The 15,471-nt window shown below is 72.5% G+C and carries 16 protein-coding genes and 1 tRNA gene; 5 read left to right on the top strand and 12 right to left on the bottom strand.

Annotated elements, in window-relative coordinates; all coding sequences use genetic code 11:
• Window positions 1–15 precede the first annotated feature (15 nt).
• Window positions 16–1,359, bottom strand: a complete 1,344-nt coding sequence (locus tag O0235_RS07595) for a CCA tRNA nucleotidyltransferase (protein WP_270057942.1) — start codon at window positions 1,357–1,359, stop codon at window positions 16–18.
• Between the two features lie 176 nt (window positions 1,360–1,535).
• Here O0235_RS07595 and O0235_RS07590 point away from each other — a divergent pair, with 176 nt between their 5' ends.
• Both O0235_RS07590 and O0235_RS07585 read left to right on the top strand, forming a co-directional pair.
• The gene (locus O0235_RS07590) at window positions 1,536–4,031 is read left to right on the top strand and encodes a PAS domain S-box protein (RefSeq protein ID WP_270057941.1); all 2,496 of its coding nucleotides are present in this window, start codon (window positions 1,536–1,538) and stop codon (window positions 4,029–4,031) included.
• Between the two features lie 31 nt (window positions 4,032–4,062).
• Complete coding sequence (locus tag O0235_RS07585) at window positions 4,063–4,644, top strand: YfcE family phosphodiesterase (RefSeq protein ID WP_270057940.1); 582 nt, start codon at window positions 4,063–4,065, stop codon at window positions 4,642–4,644.
• A gap of 9 nt (window positions 4,645–4,653) precedes the next feature.
• Here the strand turns inward: O0235_RS07585 and O0235_RS07580 are convergent, their stop codons facing one another.
• The 3 genes from O0235_RS07580 to O0235_RS07570 form a co-directional block, all read right to left on the bottom strand.
• Window positions 4,654–5,520 (bottom strand): universal stress protein, encoded by an 867-nt coding sequence (locus O0235_RS07580; protein ID WP_270057939.1) that lies wholly within the window; start codon window positions 5,518–5,520, stop codon window positions 4,654–4,656.
• On the bottom strand, window positions 5,517–5,810 hold the full coding sequence (locus tag O0235_RS07575; RefSeq protein ID WP_270057938.1) for a hypothetical protein: 294 nt from the start codon (window positions 5,808–5,810) through the stop codon (window positions 5,517–5,519). The genes O0235_RS07580 and O0235_RS07575 overlap by 4 nt, the downstream gene beginning before the upstream one ends.
• Window positions 5,811–6,091: 281 nt before the next feature.
• Window positions 6,092–6,862, bottom strand: coding sequence for an NUDIX hydrolase (locus O0235_RS07570; protein ID WP_270057937.1), 771 nt, complete (start codon window positions 6,860–6,862; stop codon window positions 6,092–6,094).
• Between the two features lie 272 nt (window positions 6,863–7,134).
• On the opposite strand from O0235_RS07570, the gene O0235_RS07565 reads away from it, so the two are divergent.
• Window positions 7,135–8,163, top strand: coding sequence for a CE1 family esterase (locus tag O0235_RS07565; RefSeq protein ID WP_270057936.1), 1,029 nt, complete (start codon window positions 7,135–7,137; stop codon window positions 8,161–8,163).
• 6 nt (window positions 8,164–8,169) lie between these two features.
• On the opposite strand, the gene O0235_RS07560 is transcribed toward O0235_RS07565, so the two are convergent.
• From O0235_RS07560 to O0235_RS07545, 4 genes are all read right to left on the bottom strand, one after another.
• On the bottom strand, window positions 8,170–8,955 hold the full coding sequence (locus O0235_RS07560) for an HpcH/HpaI aldolase family protein (protein WP_270057935.1): 786 nt from the start codon (window positions 8,953–8,955) through the stop codon (window positions 8,170–8,172).
• Window positions 8,956–8,975: 20 nt separating this feature from the next.
• Entirely contained in the window at window positions 8,976–9,947 is a 972-nt protein-coding gene (locus tag O0235_RS07555) for a 2-hydroxyacid dehydrogenase (protein ID WP_270057934.1), read from the bottom strand.
• 45 nt (window positions 9,948–9,992) lie between these two features.
• Window positions 9,993–10,898, bottom strand: coding sequence for a DUF4352 domain-containing protein (locus O0235_RS07550; protein WP_270057933.1), 906 nt, complete (start codon window positions 10,896–10,898; stop codon window positions 9,993–9,995).
• A gap of 116 nt (window positions 10,899–11,014) precedes the next feature.
• Window positions 11,015–11,091 (bottom strand) — tRNA-Pro (locus O0235_RS07545).
• Between the two features lie 510 nt (window positions 11,092–11,601).
• Between O0235_RS07545 and O0235_RS07540 the strand changes: the two genes are divergently transcribed.
• Window positions 11,602–12,354, top strand: a complete 753-nt coding sequence (locus O0235_RS07540) for a 3-hydroxyacyl-CoA dehydrogenase family protein (protein WP_270057932.1) — start codon at window positions 11,602–11,604, stop codon at window positions 12,352–12,354.
• 6 nt (window positions 12,355–12,360) lie between these two features.
• On the opposite strand, the gene O0235_RS07535 is transcribed toward O0235_RS07540, so the two are convergent.
• Both O0235_RS07535 and O0235_RS07530 read right to left on the bottom strand, forming a co-directional pair.
• Window positions 12,361–13,017 (bottom strand): arsenate-mycothiol transferase ArsC, encoded by a 657-nt coding sequence (locus tag O0235_RS07535; RefSeq protein WP_270057931.1) that lies wholly within the window; start codon window positions 13,015–13,017, stop codon window positions 12,361–12,363.
• Between the two features lie 3 nt (window positions 13,018–13,020).
• Window positions 13,021–13,707: an MIP/aquaporin family protein gene (locus tag O0235_RS07530; RefSeq protein ID WP_270057930.1), complete on the bottom strand. Its 687-nt coding sequence runs from the start codon at window positions 13,705–13,707 to the stop codon at window positions 13,021–13,023.
• 80 nt (window positions 13,708–13,787) lie between these two features.
• On the opposite strand from O0235_RS07530, the gene O0235_RS07525 reads away from it, so the two are divergent.
• Window positions 13,788–14,261, top strand: coding sequence for a DinB family protein (locus O0235_RS07525; RefSeq protein ID WP_270057929.1), 474 nt, complete (start codon window positions 13,788–13,790; stop codon window positions 14,259–14,261).
• A 16-nt stretch (window positions 14,262–14,277) separates the two neighbouring features.
• On the opposite strand, the gene O0235_RS07520 is transcribed toward O0235_RS07525, so the two are convergent.
• Together O0235_RS07520 and O0235_RS07515 are read right to left on the bottom strand one after the other, a co-directional pair.
• Window positions 14,278–15,171, bottom strand: a complete 894-nt coding sequence (locus O0235_RS07520; protein ID WP_270057928.1) for an alpha/beta hydrolase — start codon at window positions 15,169–15,171, stop codon at window positions 14,278–14,280.
• A gap of 50 nt (window positions 15,172–15,221) precedes the next feature.
• Window positions 15,222–15,440: a LapA family protein gene (locus tag O0235_RS07515; protein ID WP_270057927.1), complete on the bottom strand. Its 219-nt coding sequence runs from the start codon at window positions 15,438–15,440 to the stop codon at window positions 15,222–15,224.
• Between the last annotated feature and the right edge of the window lie 31 nt (window positions 15,441–15,471).

Raw genomic sequence — 15,471 nt, 5'->3', positions numbered from 1 at the left:
GGGGGAGGGGGCAGCTCAGCCGCGGCCCATGAGGCGGCGGGCGATGCGCTCGGCAGCCGCGCGGTCGCCGGGCGGCAGCTCGCCGTCCAGCACCATGGCGCCGAGCTGCCGCTTGATGACGCCGATCCACGGCCCCGGCGGCCGGTCGAACAGCCGCACGAGGTCGTCGCCGCTGAGCGGGCTCTCGGCCCGGATCGCCTCGGCCTCCTCCTGCTCGGCGCGGAGGCAGGCGGCTTCGAGGGCATCGTGGTAGGCGGTGTCGTCGTAGGTGTGGCTGGCGTTGTCGGCGCGCTTCAGGGCGAGGAGGTCGCGCCAGCGGCCGCCAAGCTTCGCCATGAACCGGCGGACGGCGCGGCGGTCGGCCGGGTCGGGCCGCTCCATATGGCGGCGGACGAGGAGGACGACGACGTGGGCATCGGCGCGGCCGAAGCGGAGCCGCTCGAGCAGCGCTTCCGCCAGCTCGGCGCCGACGACCTCGTGGCGGTAGAAGCCCCACTCGCCGTTCGGCTTGGTGTGGCGGACGGCAGGCTTGCCGAGGTCGTGGAGGAGGGCGGCCCAGCGGCGGATGCGCAGGGTCTCCGGGCCGGCGGCGATGGCCTCGACGGTGGCGAGGGTGTGGCCCCAGACGTCGAAGCGGTGGAAGCGGTTCTGTTCGCAGCCGGGCATGCCGGCGAGCTCGGGGAGCGCGAAGGGGAGCGCGCCGGTCTCCCGGAGCGCTTCGAGGCCGGCGGCCGGGGCGCGGCCCTGCAGCAGCTTGTCGAGTTCGGCGGTGATGCGCTCCTGCGAGAGGCTGGCGATGAGGTGGGCCGTCTCGCGCATGCCGGCTGCGGTGGCGGGGTCGAGCCGGAAGCCGAGCTGGCTGACGAAGCGGACGCCGCGGAGGATGCGGAGGGGGTCTTCGCGGAAGCGGGCGGCGGGCTCGCCGACGGCGCGGATGACGCCCGCGCGGAGGTCGGCCTCGCCGCCGAAGAGGTCGAGCCATTCGCCGGTGTGGGCGTTCTCGGCGAAGGCGGTGATGGTGAAATCACGCCGGGCGAGGTCTTCTTCGATGCTGCGGCCGAAGGTGACCTCCGGCCAGCGGCTGCCGGGGGCGTAGCTGTCGCCGCGGAAGGTGGTGATTTCGACCCATTCGCCTTCGAGCAGGACGCCGATGGTGCCGAACCGCTTGCCGACGGTGGTCACACGGGCGCCGAGGCCCCGGGCGATCTCTTCGATTTCGTCGGGGAGGGCGTCGGTGGCGTAATCGATGTCGTGCGATGCGATGCCGAGGAGGCGGTCGCGGAGTGCGCCGCCGACGAGCCAGAGCTGGCGGCCGCGGGCGCGGAAGGCCTCGCGGAGGGCGGCGTGGGTGGGCTCCATGGTTCCGATTGTCTGGCCGCCGTCGCGGGCCTGTCGAACTTCTCTCTGTGACCGGATTCGGGGAGAACCCTGAGTGCCGCCCAGCGGCGGGGCGCGGTACAGTGGGGCAGCTGGCCGCCCCGGGCTCCGGCGCGCCGGCTGAGGGGACGACCCCCGGGAGCCCCGGCAGGTTTCGCGTGGATGAGACGCCGCTCAGCGGCTCGCCCGCCGAGATGACGCGCCGGTACCTGGCGCTCGCGGCGGAATACGAACAGTTCCGCTTCCACATGCCGGATGCGCTGCTGGAGATGGAACTGCCCTCGATGCGCGTCACCTACCTGAACGCCATCGCCCGCGCGCTCCTCGGCTACACCGTCGAGGATATGCTCGGCGGCATCTACGGCTGGCAGCTGCTGGAGCAGGAGAGCCTGGAGCGGGCGATTGCGCTGAGCGAGGAGAGCCTCGCCCGGCAGGTGCGCAAAGGGCTGCCCTACGAGCGCCGGCCCGGCCAGTACATCGGCCGCTACACCGTCATCCGGAAGGACGGCGTCCGCATGCCCGTCGAGGCGCAGGGCGCGTTCATCGTCGACGAGCGCGGCGTGCCCACGGGCGCGCGGTTCATCTTCCGCGACATCACCGAGCGGGTGGTGCGGGAGCGGGAGCGCGCCCGGCTGGCGGCCATCGTCGAATCGGCGGAGGACGCCATCATCAGCCGCGACCTCGAGGGCCGCATCCTCAGCTGGAACCGGGGGGCGGAGCGGCTCTACGGCTGGACCGCCGCGGAGATGGTCGGCCGCACCGCCGACGTGGTCGCACCGCCCGGCGGCGAGTCCGAGGTGGCGGAACTCCTGGAGCGGGTGAAGCAGGGCGAACACCTCCACCTGACCACCCGCCGCCGCCGGCGCGACGGCACCGTCTTCGATGTCGAACTTTCGCTCTTCCCGGTGCGCGACGAGCAGGGCAGGGTGACCGCGATCGGCGGCATCGCGCGGGATATCTCGGAGCCGCTGCGCGTCGCGCAGGAGCTCGAGCGGACGAACCGGCTGCTCGCCGCGCTCACCCGGGCGCAATCGGACTTCATCCGCGAGGGGGAGCCCTCCGGCGTGTTCCAGGCGCTCCTCGACCTCCTGCTGGAGCTGACAGAGAGCGAGTACGGCTTCATCGGCGAGGTGATGCGGAAGCGCGACGGGAGCCCGTACCTGCGGCTGCAGGCGCTCGTCTTCCCCGGGACCGAGCAGGCGCAGGCCTTCATGGCCGACTACATGCCGGGCGATTTCGCCTTCGGCAACCTGGATACGCTCTTCGGCCACACGCTGCGGACGGGCGAACCGGTGGTTGCGAACGACCCGCAGCGCGACCCGCGCGCCGGCGGGACGCCGCCCGGGCACCCCGAGCTGCGCAGCTACCTGGGCGTGCCGATCGCGAGCCGCGGCGAGCTGGTGGGCATGGTCGGCCTCGCGAACCGGCCCGGCGGCTACTCCGAAACCGCAGTCGAGTTCCTCCGGCCGCTGGTGACCACCTGCGCGACGCTCATCGAGGCGCTCCGCTCCGAACGGCAGCGGGAGGAGGAGCGCCGCCGGCTCGAGCTGGCGCTCGAACGCTCCGAGATCACGCTCTGGGAATGGGACGTCGCGGCGGACACCATCACGGCCTTTGCGGGCGACCGGGAGGGACTCCAGCCGTCGAACCCGACGACGGCGGGCTGGCTCGAACGGGTCCACCCGGAGGACCGCGCAGCCGTGGAGCACGCCTTCCGCGCGCACGCCGCCGGCGAGACGGACCACATCGAGGTGGAGCACCGCTACCTGATGCCCGGCGGCGCCTGGACGTGGACGCTCTCGCGCGGGCGCATCGTCGACCGGGGCCCGCGCGGCGAGCCGCTCCGGGCGGTGGGCACCTTCCTGAACATCACGTCGCGGAAAGAGGCGGAGCTGGACCGGGCGCGGCTGGAGCTGCAGATGCGGCAGGCGCAGAAGCTGGAGAGCCTCGGGGTGCTGGCGGGCGGCATCGCGCACGATTTCAACAACCTGCTCACAGCGGTGCTCGGCAACCTCTTCCTGCTGCGGCAGGCGCTGCCGGGCGACCCGGCGCTCCGGGAGCTGGTCGACGATGCCAGCCACGCGGCCGAGCGCGGCGCCGACCTGGTGCGGCGGCTGCTCGCCTTCGGCCGGCCGGACATCGAGCAGCCGGCGGTCGTGGACCTCGATGCGCTGATCGCCGATGCGGCGGCGCTCGCCCGGCCGATGGTGGAGCCGACCGTCCGGCTGGTGGTCCGCCGCTCTCGGGAGCCGGGCCGGGTGAAGGGCTCGGCCTCGGCGCTCGAGCAGGTGCTGGTCAACCTGTTCGTGAACGCGCGGGATGCGATGCCGGGGGGCGGCACGATTACCGTCACGCGGAGCGTGACCGAACTCGGCAGCCGACGCCGGTGGGCGCCGCCGGAGCTGCCGCGCGGCCGCTACCACGTCATCGCCGTGCGGGATACGGGCACGGGCATCCCGGCGGACCTCCTCGAGAAGATCTTCGACCCGTTCTTCACGACGAAGCCGATGGGGAAGGGTTCGGGGCTCGGGCTGCCGACGGCGCTGGCGATCGCGCGGGCGCACGGCGGTTGGCTCTCGGCGGAGAGTTCGCCGGGCCGGGGGAGCACGTTCCGGCTCCTGCTGCCGGCGCTCGAAGGCCGGGCCGCGGGCTGAACCTGCCGCCGCCGGCTGCTACAGTTCGGCCATGCGCGTCGGCCTCATCTCCGATACCCACATCCCGGAGGCGCGGTACGAGCTCTGGCCGCAGGTGTTCGACGCCTTCCGCGGCGTCGACTGCATCCTCCACGCGGGCGACATCCACGACCTCGTGGTGATCGACCAGCTGCACGACATCGCGCCGACGTGGGCGGCCCGCGGCAACGGCGAGGACGGCTCGGGCGGCCGGCCGATCCAGCCGGACCACCCCCGGCTGCGCGAATCGTGGCTGCTGGACCTCGACGGGCTGAAAGTCGGCCTCGTGCACGATGTCCCCATCCCGGAATACCCGCCTCACCTGACGCTGGAGCGCGCGCTGAAGCGGTACTTCGGCACGACGGACCTCGACGTGCTGGTGTACGGCGATACGCACGTGGAGGCGATCAACACCATCAACGGCATCCTCTGCGTGAACCCCGGGTCGCCGACGTACCCGCACAACCTCGAGACGCAGTACGGCACGATCGGCTTCCTCGAAATCAGCGGCGGGAAGGCCGAGGCGACGATCTGGCAGATTACGGACGACGGCATCGCGCCGTTCGACTGGAACCGCTGGAAGCGGCCGTGGTAGCCGCAGCGGTCATTCGACCGGGGCGCTCTTCGCGAGGATGACGGGCACCGGCGAGAGGCGCGCGACGCCGAGGGCAGTGCTGCCGGCGATGAGGTGACGGCGGGCGCTGTGGCCGTGGGTGGCGCTTGCGACGGCGTCGGCGCCGAGCTCGCGCGCGGCCTCGATGATGGCCGTATCGATGCCCGCCCCGGGCGGCACGACGGGGATGTGGTAGGCGGTCTCGAGGCCGGCGGGGAGCCGCGGCCGGAGCGCTTCGAGGGCGGGCAGGGTGCGCAGCTTCGCCTCGGCCTCCGTTTCGAGCGCGCGCATCACGGCGACCTCGAGCAGGGTGACCCGAACCCTGCCGGGCTGGAGGAGCGGCGCGAGCGCGGGGAAGATGCTGCGGGCATCGGGCGAGCCGTCGCTGGTGATGAGGAGGTGGTAGGGGCCTTCGCGGGCCGGCGCCGGCGGGCAGCCCGTGAGCGTCATCACCGGCACGCCGGCGGAGCCGACGACGCCCATGGCGACGCTCCCGAAGACGGCGTGGCGGATGGCGCCGGTCCCGCGCGAGGCCATCGCGATGAGCGAGGCGCCGAGGTCGGCGGCCGCCCGGCGGATCGCCTTCGGGACGTCTTCGCCCCAGCGCCGTTCAACGACGAGCGGCTCGCCGGGAACGCCGTGCGCGGCGAGGGCGGCGCGCAGCTCCTCCTCCCAGCGGGCGCGGACCTCGGCGACGGCCGCTCCGAGCCGCTCGGCGACGACGCCCGCGGCGTCGGAGCGGGGGTCGAGGACGCGGGCGAGGCGGAGGTCGGCGCCGACGGCGGCGGCCAGCCGCGCGGCGTGGGGCAGGATGCAGAGCGACCGCTCGGAGCCGTCGGTGGTGACGAGGATGTTCATGGTCCGCCCATTGTAGATGGCGGCCGGGAGTTGGGAGGTGGCGGGATGCCGCGGGCTGTCCGCCCGCGGCGGGGGATGGCTCGCCGCCTTCGGCGGCATCGCCGCGGGATGCCGGCGCTCCGCGCCGGCGGCGGGAGGCGGGGGAGTTGGGAGTTGGGAGTTGGGAGTTGGGAGTTGGGAGTTGGGAGTTGGGAGTTGGGAAGGAGCGTACGCGGGGTCGTGGAGCCGTCAACCTCCAACCTCCAACCTCCAACCTCCAACCCGGGACGGCGCGGCGCGAGAAAGGGCACGACCCGTCGTCGCGGTACGCCATGCGCCCAGGGGATGTTTCGGGAACCGGGAGGGCGCTTGAAGTCGATGGTCCGGGTGGGCCTCACCGGCCCTCCGCGGGGACGGAGCCCCGCGGCTACGGAGTCGGGAGCGTGGAGTTGGGAGTGAGCAGATGGCGGGTGCCGGGCCGGACAACCTCCAGCCTTCAGCCCCCAATCTTCAGCCTCCAACCTCCAACCCGGGACGNGTGGAGTTGGGAGTGAGCAGATGGCGGGTGCGCGGGCCGGACAACCTCCAGCCTTCAGCCCCCAATCTTCAGCCTCCAACCTCCAACCCGGGACGGCGAGGCGGGGGGAAGGGCACAACCCGTCCCCGCGGGGCGCCATGCGCCCAACGGATGCCGCGGGAAGCGGGAGGGCGCTTGATGTCGATGGTCCGGGTGGGCCTCGCCGGCCCTCCACGGGGACGGAGCCCCGCGGCTACGGAGTTGGGAGCGTGGCGTTGGGAGTGAGCATATGGCAGGTGCCGGGCCGGACAACCTCCAGCCTCCCCCCTCTCTCCCTCTCTCCCTCTCTCCCTCTCTCCCTACCTCCCGACGCGGACGGGTTCGCGCGGCAGCTCGCCGCGGAGGAGCGGAGCGAAGAGAGGCGGCGAACTCGGCGGGCACGAGGCGCTCGGGCCAGCCGAGCAGCTCCTCGAGCGTGAACCAGCGGTAGCGCTGCAGAAACGACCGCTCCTCCTCGAGGTGGCGGGAGGTGTCGACCTCGAACGCGGGGCAGCGGACGAGGTAGTAGCTTTCGCGCTGGCGGATGAGCCGGTCGCCCCAGCGGAACGACTGGTCGCGCACCCAGACGCAGGGGCCGACGTCGGCAGCGGCGAGGCCCGTCTCCTCGAACAGCTCCCGGCGGAGGGCGATCGAGCTCGGTCTCGCCCGGTTCGAGGCGGCGCCGCCCGGCGTGATCCAGAAGACGCGGGCGGGGTCGCCGGGCGCGTGGATGCGGAAGAGGAGCGTGCGGCCGCGGTCGTCGAGGATGACGGCGCGGGCCGCCAGCCGCGGGGGGAGGTCGTCCATGCCACCAGCGTAGCGGCGAACGGGGAACGGGGAACGGGCGGAAGCCGCGGGCTGGCGGGAAACGGGAGGCGGGAAGCGGGAAGCGGGAAGCGGGAGGCGGGAGGCGGGAACCGGGAACCGGGAAGCGGGAGGCGGGAACCGGGAGGGAGAACAACCTCCAACCTCCAACCTCCAACCTCCAACCTCCAACCTCCAACCTCTAACCTCTTCTCCCTCTTCCCTCCTCTCTCCCCACCTACCCCGTGGCGGCGCGAGGCCGCAGAATGGGCGCCATGACCCGGGGCCGGCTCGTCGCGATCCTTGCGCTCTTGCTGGTGGCGCTCGGCGTTTCGCTCAGCGCGTGCGGCGGCGATTCGGCCGGGACGGCGGCGACGCCGACGCCAGCAGCGGCAGCGACCGAACCTCCTGCGGCGAGCCCGACCCCGACGCCGGCGGCTGCCCCGTCACCGGCCGCCCGGGGCACACCGGGCTGCGGCCGGGCGCTCCCGGCCGACCTGAAGCCGGGCGAAACGACTAGCCGCGTCCTCCAGTCGGCAAACCGCACGCGCACCTACCTCGTCTACACACCGCCGGCAGCCGGCCCGGCGAGCGCGCCGATGGCGCTCGTCCTGAACTTCCACGGGCTCGGCAGCACCGGCGCCCAGCAGCACGTCTACGGCGGCTGGGTGCCTATCGCCCAGCGCGAAGGCTTCGTCGTCGTCAGCCCGAACGGCGTCGACAACTCGTGGCTCATCGCCGCGGGGCTCGACGACCTCCAGTTCGTGCGCGACCTCGTCGCGGCGCTCGGCAACGAGCTCTGCCTCGACCCGGCGCGCGTCTACGCGACGGGGATGTCGAACGGGGGCTTCATGTCGACGACGCTGGCCTGCCGGGCCAGCGACCTCATCGCCGCGATCGCGCCGGTGGCCGGGCAATCGCCGCCGGGGCCGGGCTGCAGCGATCGCCCGGTGCCGATGATCTCGTTCCACGGCACGGCGGACGGCGTGGTGCCATACGAAGCGGGCACGATCAACGCGGGGGCAGTTTCCGGCAGCCCGTTCCCGGGCGTCCCGGCCGTGCAGGCGGAGTGGGCGAAGCACAACGGCTGCGACGGCAGCGCGCCGGCGGAAACGAAGGTCGCCGACGACGTGACGAAGGTGGAGTACCGGGGCTGCGCGGCGCCGGTCGTCCACTACCGGGTCGAAGGCGGCGGCCACACGTGGCCGGGCGCGCCGGCGGTGCCGCGGCTCGGGCCGACGGCGACGTCGATCAGCGCGAGCGAGCTGGCGTGGGCGTTCTTCCAGGCGCACCCGCTGCGGTAGCAGCCCTCACCCGTAGACTGCGCGGCCGCCGGCCCCGGCATCCCCGCGGGCCTGGCGGAGGTCCTCCGCGGCGCGGGCGGCGAGCGCGACGGCATCGCCCGAGACGGTGATCATCCGGTAGCCTGCGGCGGCGTGCTTCGCCGCGAGAGCTGCGTTCGCGTGGATGCCGGCGGTGATGCCGCGCTCCCGGCAGGCCGCGGCGATGCGCAGGCGGGCTTCTTCGAACGCGCCGTCGTTGTCCATCCGCGGCGGCAGGCCGAGCGTGATGCTCAGGTCGGCCGGGCCGACGTAGACGGCGTCGATGCCGGGCACGGCGAGGATCTCATCGAGCCGGTCGAGCGCCTGCCGGGTTTCGATCATCGGGATGCAGGCGATTTCGCGGTTCGCCCCGGCGAAGTAGTCGGCGCCGGCGTAGTAGGCGGCGCGCGTCGGGCCGTAGCTGCGGAAGCCTTCGGGGTAGTAGCGGCAGGCGCCGACGGCGGCGCGCGCCTCCTCCGGCGAGTTGACCATCGGGATGATGACGCCCATCGCGCCGGCATCGAGCACCTTGCCGATGATGCCCGGTTCGTTCCAGGGCACGCGCACGAAGGGGATGGTCGGCGTGCCGCCGATGACCTGGAGCATGGCGACCGCGGCCGGGTAGTCGATGACGCCGTGCTGCATATCGATGCAGAGCCAATCGAAACCCTGGTGGGCCATCACCTCGGCGGTGAAGGTGTTGGCGATGGAGAGCCAGCCGCCGAAGGTGACCTCGCCGGCTGCCCACCGCTGCTTCACGGTGTTGATGCGCACGGTTCCGAGCCTCCCGGGGTTCAGGGCCGCGCCTGGAGCACGGCGGGGTTGACGCAGGCGGGCGGCGTGCGCCCGGTGAGCACGGCGACGAGGTTGCGCACGGCGAGGTCGCGCATGGCGGCCCGCGTCTCGACCGTCGCCGAGCCGATGTGCGGCAGGACGATGACGTTCTCCATCGCGAGCAGCGGCTCATCGGCGGCGGGCGGCTCGGGGTCGAGGACGTCGAGGGCCGCGCCGGCGATCTGCCGGCTGGCGAGCGCCTCGCGAAGGGCGGCCTGGTCGACCACCGGGCCGCGCGCGGTGTTGATGAGCCACGCGGTCGGCTTCATGCGCGCGAGCTCGGCGGCGCCGATGAGGTGGTGCGTCGAGGGGTCGAGGTTGACGTGGAGCGAGACGACATCGGCCAGTTCGAGCAGCTCGGCCAGCGGGACGGGCCGGCAGTCTTCGAGCCCCTCGACGGGGGCCGTGACGAGGTCGTGGTAGATGACTTCCATGCCGAAGGCGCGGGCGCGGAGGGCGACGGCCTGCCCGATGCGGCCGAAGCCGACGATGCCGAGCGTCTTGCCGGCCGGGTCCCAGCCGAGCGCGGGCGGCGGTTCGCGCCGCGCCCAGCCCCCGCCGCGGGCGTAGGCGGCGTTTTCGAACAGGCGGCGGGCGATGGCGAGGATGAGCGCCATCGTCAGGTCGGCCACGGCCCCGCTGAGGACACCGGGGGTGGTGCAGACGGCGATGCCGCGCGCGGTGGCCGCCTCGAGGTCGACGTTGTTGTAGCCGACCCCGAAGTTGGCGATGACGCGGAGGTTGGGCGCGAGGGCGAGCCGGGCTCCATCCATCGGGAAGAGGGCGCTGCAGAGGATGCCCTCGGCGCGCGGCAGGGCGGCATCGACGGCGGCCGGGTCCGGCCCGGTCACGATCGGCGTGACGGAGCGGCGCAGGTCTTCGAGGAGCCCGGCGGGCAGGTCGATGGCGATGACGGCAGCCGGCTTCGACATCGGCGAGAAGGCTACTCCGCCGCCGTGAACGCCGCCAGCCTGCGGTTACTTGCGGGTCAGGTCGAGGACGAGCGTTTCGGGCCGGGGGAAGTCGAGGTCGGCGTAGAGGGCGACGAGTTTCGCATCCTGCGGCACTTCGAAGGTGACCCAGCCCCGGACCTGCCGGCCCTGTGCGAGGTCGGTCATCTTCAGGGCGGGCTCGCGCCCGGCGATGGCGTAGTCGTAGACGAACCCATCCTCGTCCTGCACGGTGAAATCGAAGCCGGAGACGGAGACCTTGCCGCGGGCGGCTTCGATGGTGATGTCGAAGGCGACGTACCGCTTGCCGTCGCCGGGGGCGAAGACGGTGTCGCGCACCGGGTCCTCGACAGCGCGGACGGTGACGCGGGCGCTGCCGGCGTCGACGGTCTCGCCGAGCTTCGGGCCGGAGCCGGGCGGCGGGACGGTGGGGGCCGCGGAGCTGCCGCCGTCTGCGTCACCATCGAAGAGGCCGCCGCCCCCGCCGAGGCCGCTGCAGTCGGCCACGACCCATTTGCCGTCCTCCCATTTCCACGGCTCGAATTCGCCGGCGCCCTCGCCGAAGCCTTCGAGGGCCTTCGGCGGCTTCATGGTGATGCTGACTTCGCCGCCGTCCTCGGTGAAGTTGCGGACTTCGACCTTCGTGATTTCGAAGTCTTTGAACTTCACGCCGGCGAAGGCTTCGAGGAACATCACGCCGAGCTTCGTGGTGGATTCGAACTCGCTGAAGGGCACCTGCTCGCGGCACTCCTTCGAGAAGGCGTCGTAGGCCTTGCGGTAGTCGCCCTTGATCATCGCCTCGGCGGCCTGGCGGGCTGCCGTTTCGAGGCCATTTTCGGTGCGGGGCTGGCTGCCGCCCCCGCCGCAGGCGACGGCGAGGATGACGGCGAGCGCGCCGAGCAGCGCGAGGAGGACGGGGCGGGGTCGGGTCACAGGAGGGCTCCGGCGGGCGGGATTGGGGCGCAGCATAGCACCCATCGCCAGTTTCGGCCGGGACGGCGAACGCCGGACGCTGCCTGCGCAGGCAGCGGCAAGGGGGGAGAAAGGAGTGGTCGGGGTGACAGGATTTGAACCTGTGGCCTCTGCGACCCGAACGCAGCGCTCTTCCAGGCTGAGCTACACCCCGCGCTCTCGAGTGAGCATAGCAGCGATGGGGGGAACGGGGAACGGGGGAGTCGGGAGGCGGGAGTTGGGAGTTGGGAGTTGGGAGTTGGGAGGGAGCATGCGGCGGAACTCGGCGCCGTCAATCTTTTCCCGTAGCCGCGGGGCTCCGTCCCCGCGGGGCGCCATGCGCCCAACGGGAGTGGCGGGAGACGGGAAGCGGGTGAAAGTCGGAAGTTCGGGTGGGCCTCGCCGGCCCTCCGCGGGGACGGAGCCCCGCGGCTACGGGGTTGGGAGGCGGGAGACGGGAGGCGGGAACCGGGAAGCGGGAGACGGGAGGCCGGAGGGAAACATCAACCTCCAACCTCCAACCTCAACCTCAACCTCAACCTCCAACCTCCAACCTCCAACCTCTGCTCCCTCCTCCCTACTCCCTCCTCCCTACTCCCTTCTCCCCGTTCCCGCTTCCCGCCTCCCGGTGTACCTTGCGGGGCACGAGATTCGAGGGGCGTTCGGCCCCGTGGAGGTTGGACCCGTGAAATTCGAGGACGTGAAGAAGGTCGGCTGCCTCGGCGGCGGCATCATGGGCGGCGGCATCGCGCAGGTGGTGGCGCAGGCGGGCTACGAGGTGGTGGTCCGCGATATCAGCGACGAGGCGATCGCGAAGACGCGCTACGCCATCGAGGACGGCAAATGGGGGATGAAGCGCGCCGTGGAGCGCGGCAAGCTCGGCTTCGACGACGCGCTGGCGGCGATGGCCCGCATCAGCTACAGCACGGACCTGGCCGCCCTCGCCGACTGCGACGTCATCATCGAGGCGATCCCGGAGAAGCTGGACCTGAAGCAGCAGGTCTTCGCCGAGCTCGACCGGCTGGCGAAGCCGGAAGCGATCTTCGCGACGAACACGAGCGGCTTCTGCATCCAGGACGTGGCGCGGGATGTTTCGGACGCCCGGAAGGAGCGGTTCATCGGCATGCACTTTTCGAACCCGGTCACCGTCATGCGGATGTGCGAAGTGGTCTGGACGCCGCAGAACAGCGAGGAGGTCATCGCGACCGCGCGGAAGCTGGCCGAGGCTGCCGGCAAGGAGGTCTCGATGGTGAAGGACACGCCGGGAACGTACGGGTTCATCCTCAACCGGGTGTTCGCCGCGGCCTACCGGGAGGCGCGCGCCATCGTCGAGGCCGGCATCGCCACGCCGGAGGATGTCGACAGGGCGATGATCACGGGGCGCAACTGGCCCTCCGGCTTCTTCGGCGGCCGGGGCGGCATCGGCAAGGAATGGTGACGCGCCTCACCTGACGGCGGGGACGCCGAGCTCTGCGAGCAGCGTCCGGACCCGGCCTTCGATGTCGGCGACGATCCCTTCGACGACGTCGCGCGGCTGGCCGGCCGGGTCCGGCACGTCCCAGTCGAGGTACCGCTTGCCGGGGTAGATAGGGCAGGCATCGCCGCAGCCCATCGTGATGACGACGTCCGCGGCGCGCACAAGTTCGTCGGCGAGCGGTTTCGGGAACTCCTGCGAGAGGTCGATGCCGCGCTCGGCGAGGACGGCGACGACCGCCGGGTTGATCTCGTCGGCCGGGTCGGAGCCGGCGGAGCGGACGGCGACGGCGCCGCCGCTGAGCTGCGCCGTGAGCGCGGCCGCGATCTGCGAGCGGCCGGCGTTATGGACGCAGACGTAGAGGACTTCGGGCCGGTCCTTGGCGACGAGGCCCTCCGCCTGGGCGAGGGCGCGGAGCCGTTCGCGGGTGTACCGGTGCACGAAGACGGGCACGAAGTCGAGCAGCCGGGCGCGGCCGCGGATGGCATCGAACGATTCGTTGACGTACCGCTCGATGGTCTCGACGGAGAAGATGCCGGCGAATTCGCGGGCGAGCGACTCGGATTCGCGGCGGATGCGGAGGCGGAGTTCGCCTTCCTCGGCGGGGGTGAGCGAGAGGGCAGCCATAGGTCAGCTCCTTTCGGGTGGTGGCGGCGGCGCGCCGGGGCGGAGAAGTTCGTACGCGAAGGCGGCGAGCACGGCCCCGAGGCCGGGCCCGAGCCAGTAGACCCAGTGCGCATCCCACGCGCCGGAGGCGACGGCCGGCCCGAAGCTGCGCGCCGGGTTCATCGAGGCGTTGGCGACAGGGCCCCAGCCGGTGGCGGCCATGGCGACATAGCCGCCGATGGCAATCGCGGCGAACGCGCCCTGCGCCCGCGCGTCGGTGGCGACGGAGAAGACGATCAGCGCGAGGAAGAAGGTGAGGACGATTTCGGAGGCGAGCGCGGCATCGGCGCCGCCGAGGCGGGGGAGGCTGGCGCCGGCATCGGCGTAGTCGCCGACGATGGCCACGACGGCGAGGCCGGCGAGCGCCGCGCCGGCGAGCTGGGCGGCGATGTAGCCCGCCGCGCGGGCGGGGCGGATGCGGCGCGTGGCGGCGAAGGCGGCCGTGATGGCCGGGTTGATGTGGCAGCCGGAGACGTGGCCGAGCGCGAAGATCATCGCCATCACGATGAACCCAAAGCTCAGGCCGATGCCGACGCCGCCAACCGCGCCGCCGGACGCGGCATCGACGGCCATGGAGCCCGGCCCGGCGAACACGAGCGCGAACGTGCCGAGGAACTCTGCCAGGTAGGGCGCAGCCTGTTCGCGGGACACGCGGAGGAACTCTCCACCGGGGCGGTTAACGGGAGATTAGCAGCAGACCGCTGAGCGGCGCCTGCCGTAGCATGGGCGGGGTGATCGGGCGCGACGACCTCATCAAGTACGTCGTGAACGTGCAGGCGCGCACGTTCGAGGCGTTCGAGCGGCTGCGCGACGAGCAGCTCGGGTGGCGGCCCGCGCCGGGCGAGTTCTCGGTCGCGGAGCTGGCGCTGCACATCGTCGCGGCGCGGCGGATGAACCTGCTGGCCATCGAAACGGGCGCGCCGCGCTACCCGGGGCACGAACCGCCGGCCGGGCTCACGGCGGACCGGCTGCGGGAGCTCTGCCTCCGGTCGGGGAAGAAGACGGTGGCCGTGCTGGCCCGGGCGGACCTGGAGCGGACGATCGGCAACCTCGCGGGCGACCCGTTCCCGGCGTGGAAGCGGGTGCTCGGCGGGCTGGTGGAGCACGAGGTGCACCACCGGAGCCAGCTCTGTTCGTACCTCGCGGCGCTGGGGGCGGAGCCCCCGGCGCTCTTCGGCCTGCGGGTGGAGGAGCTGCCGCGGTAGAGGCAGGAGGCTGTCGTCAGCCGCCGGTGTGGCGCGCGATGAACGCGCCGGCGGCCTTCACCGCCGCGTGCGCCTCGGGCAGCATCCCGAAGATTTGGAAGACGTGGAACATCTCCAGGTACGGCTCGAAGGCGGTCGGCACGCCGGCTTCGACCGCCCGGACGGCGAGGCGGACGGCATCGTCGTAGAGCGATTCTTCGGTGCCGACCTGGATGAGGAGGGGCGGGAGGCCGCGGAGATCGCCGTGGATGGGCGAGGCGAGCGGCTGGCGCGCATCCTGCCCGGCGAGGTACCAGTCGGCCATCTGCTGCAGGCCGGGCCGGTGGACCATCGGGTCGCGGGCGTCGCGCTCGTCCATCGAGCGGCCTTCGAGGGCGAGGTCCGTCCACGGCGAGAAGGTGACGGCGCAGGCGGGCAGCGGCGCGCCGGCATCGCGCAGGGCGAGGAGGGTGGCGATGGTCAGCCCGCCGCCGGCCGAATCGCCGGCGATGGCGATGCGCCCGGGTTCGATCCCCTGCCCGAGCAGCCAGCGGTAGGCTGCCACCGCGTCGTCGACGGCCGCCGGGAAGGGGTGCTCGGGCGCGAGCCGGTAGTCGATAGCGAACCCGGCGGCGCCGGAGGCGGCCGAGAGCCGGGAGACGAGCCCGCGGTGGGTGGCGATGGAGCCGATGACGTAGCCGCCGCCGTGGAGGTAGAGGATGGCGCGGGTGCGGGAGGCGCCGGGCGCGACCGACCACTCGGCCGGCACGCCGCCGGCATCGGCGGATTCGAGCGCGGTGCCGGGTTCGGCGCCGCCGAGCGCGGCCATCCCCTCCATGTTCGCCCGCATCTGGGCGACGTCGGGGGTTTCGAGGGGCGGGGGCGCCGCGCGGAACATCGCGGCGAGCTGCTGGGCTTCGGCGCTGGGCATCGGAATTCCTCCGCAGGGAAAGCGTGCCGGCGCCGCGCCCGGGCCGCGGCTTAGCGGCGGAGCTTCGGCGTCAGCCAGCCGGCAGCATACCCGAGGACGGCCGCGACGATCAGGGCCCAGGCAAGCCGCGTCTCCGTCTTGGCGAAGAGGAACCGGACCTGCACGGTCAGCCAGTTCTCGGCGATGAAGACCACGAGAGCGAGCAGGACGACGGCGAAGATGATGAGGCGCATGCGCCACTTGGCTTCGGTGCGCTGGGCCTGGGTCACGGCGAACCTCCTGGTGAGACTGAAAACGGCC

It is taken from the genome of Tepidiforma flava, assembly GCF_027594505.1.
Taxonomy (GTDB): domain Bacteria; phylum Chloroflexota; class Dehalococcoidia; order Tepidiformales; family Tepidiformaceae; genus Tepidiforma; species Tepidiforma flava.
Note: the sequence above shows the minus strand (reverse complement) of the source record. Positions and strands in the feature narration are given on the sequence as shown.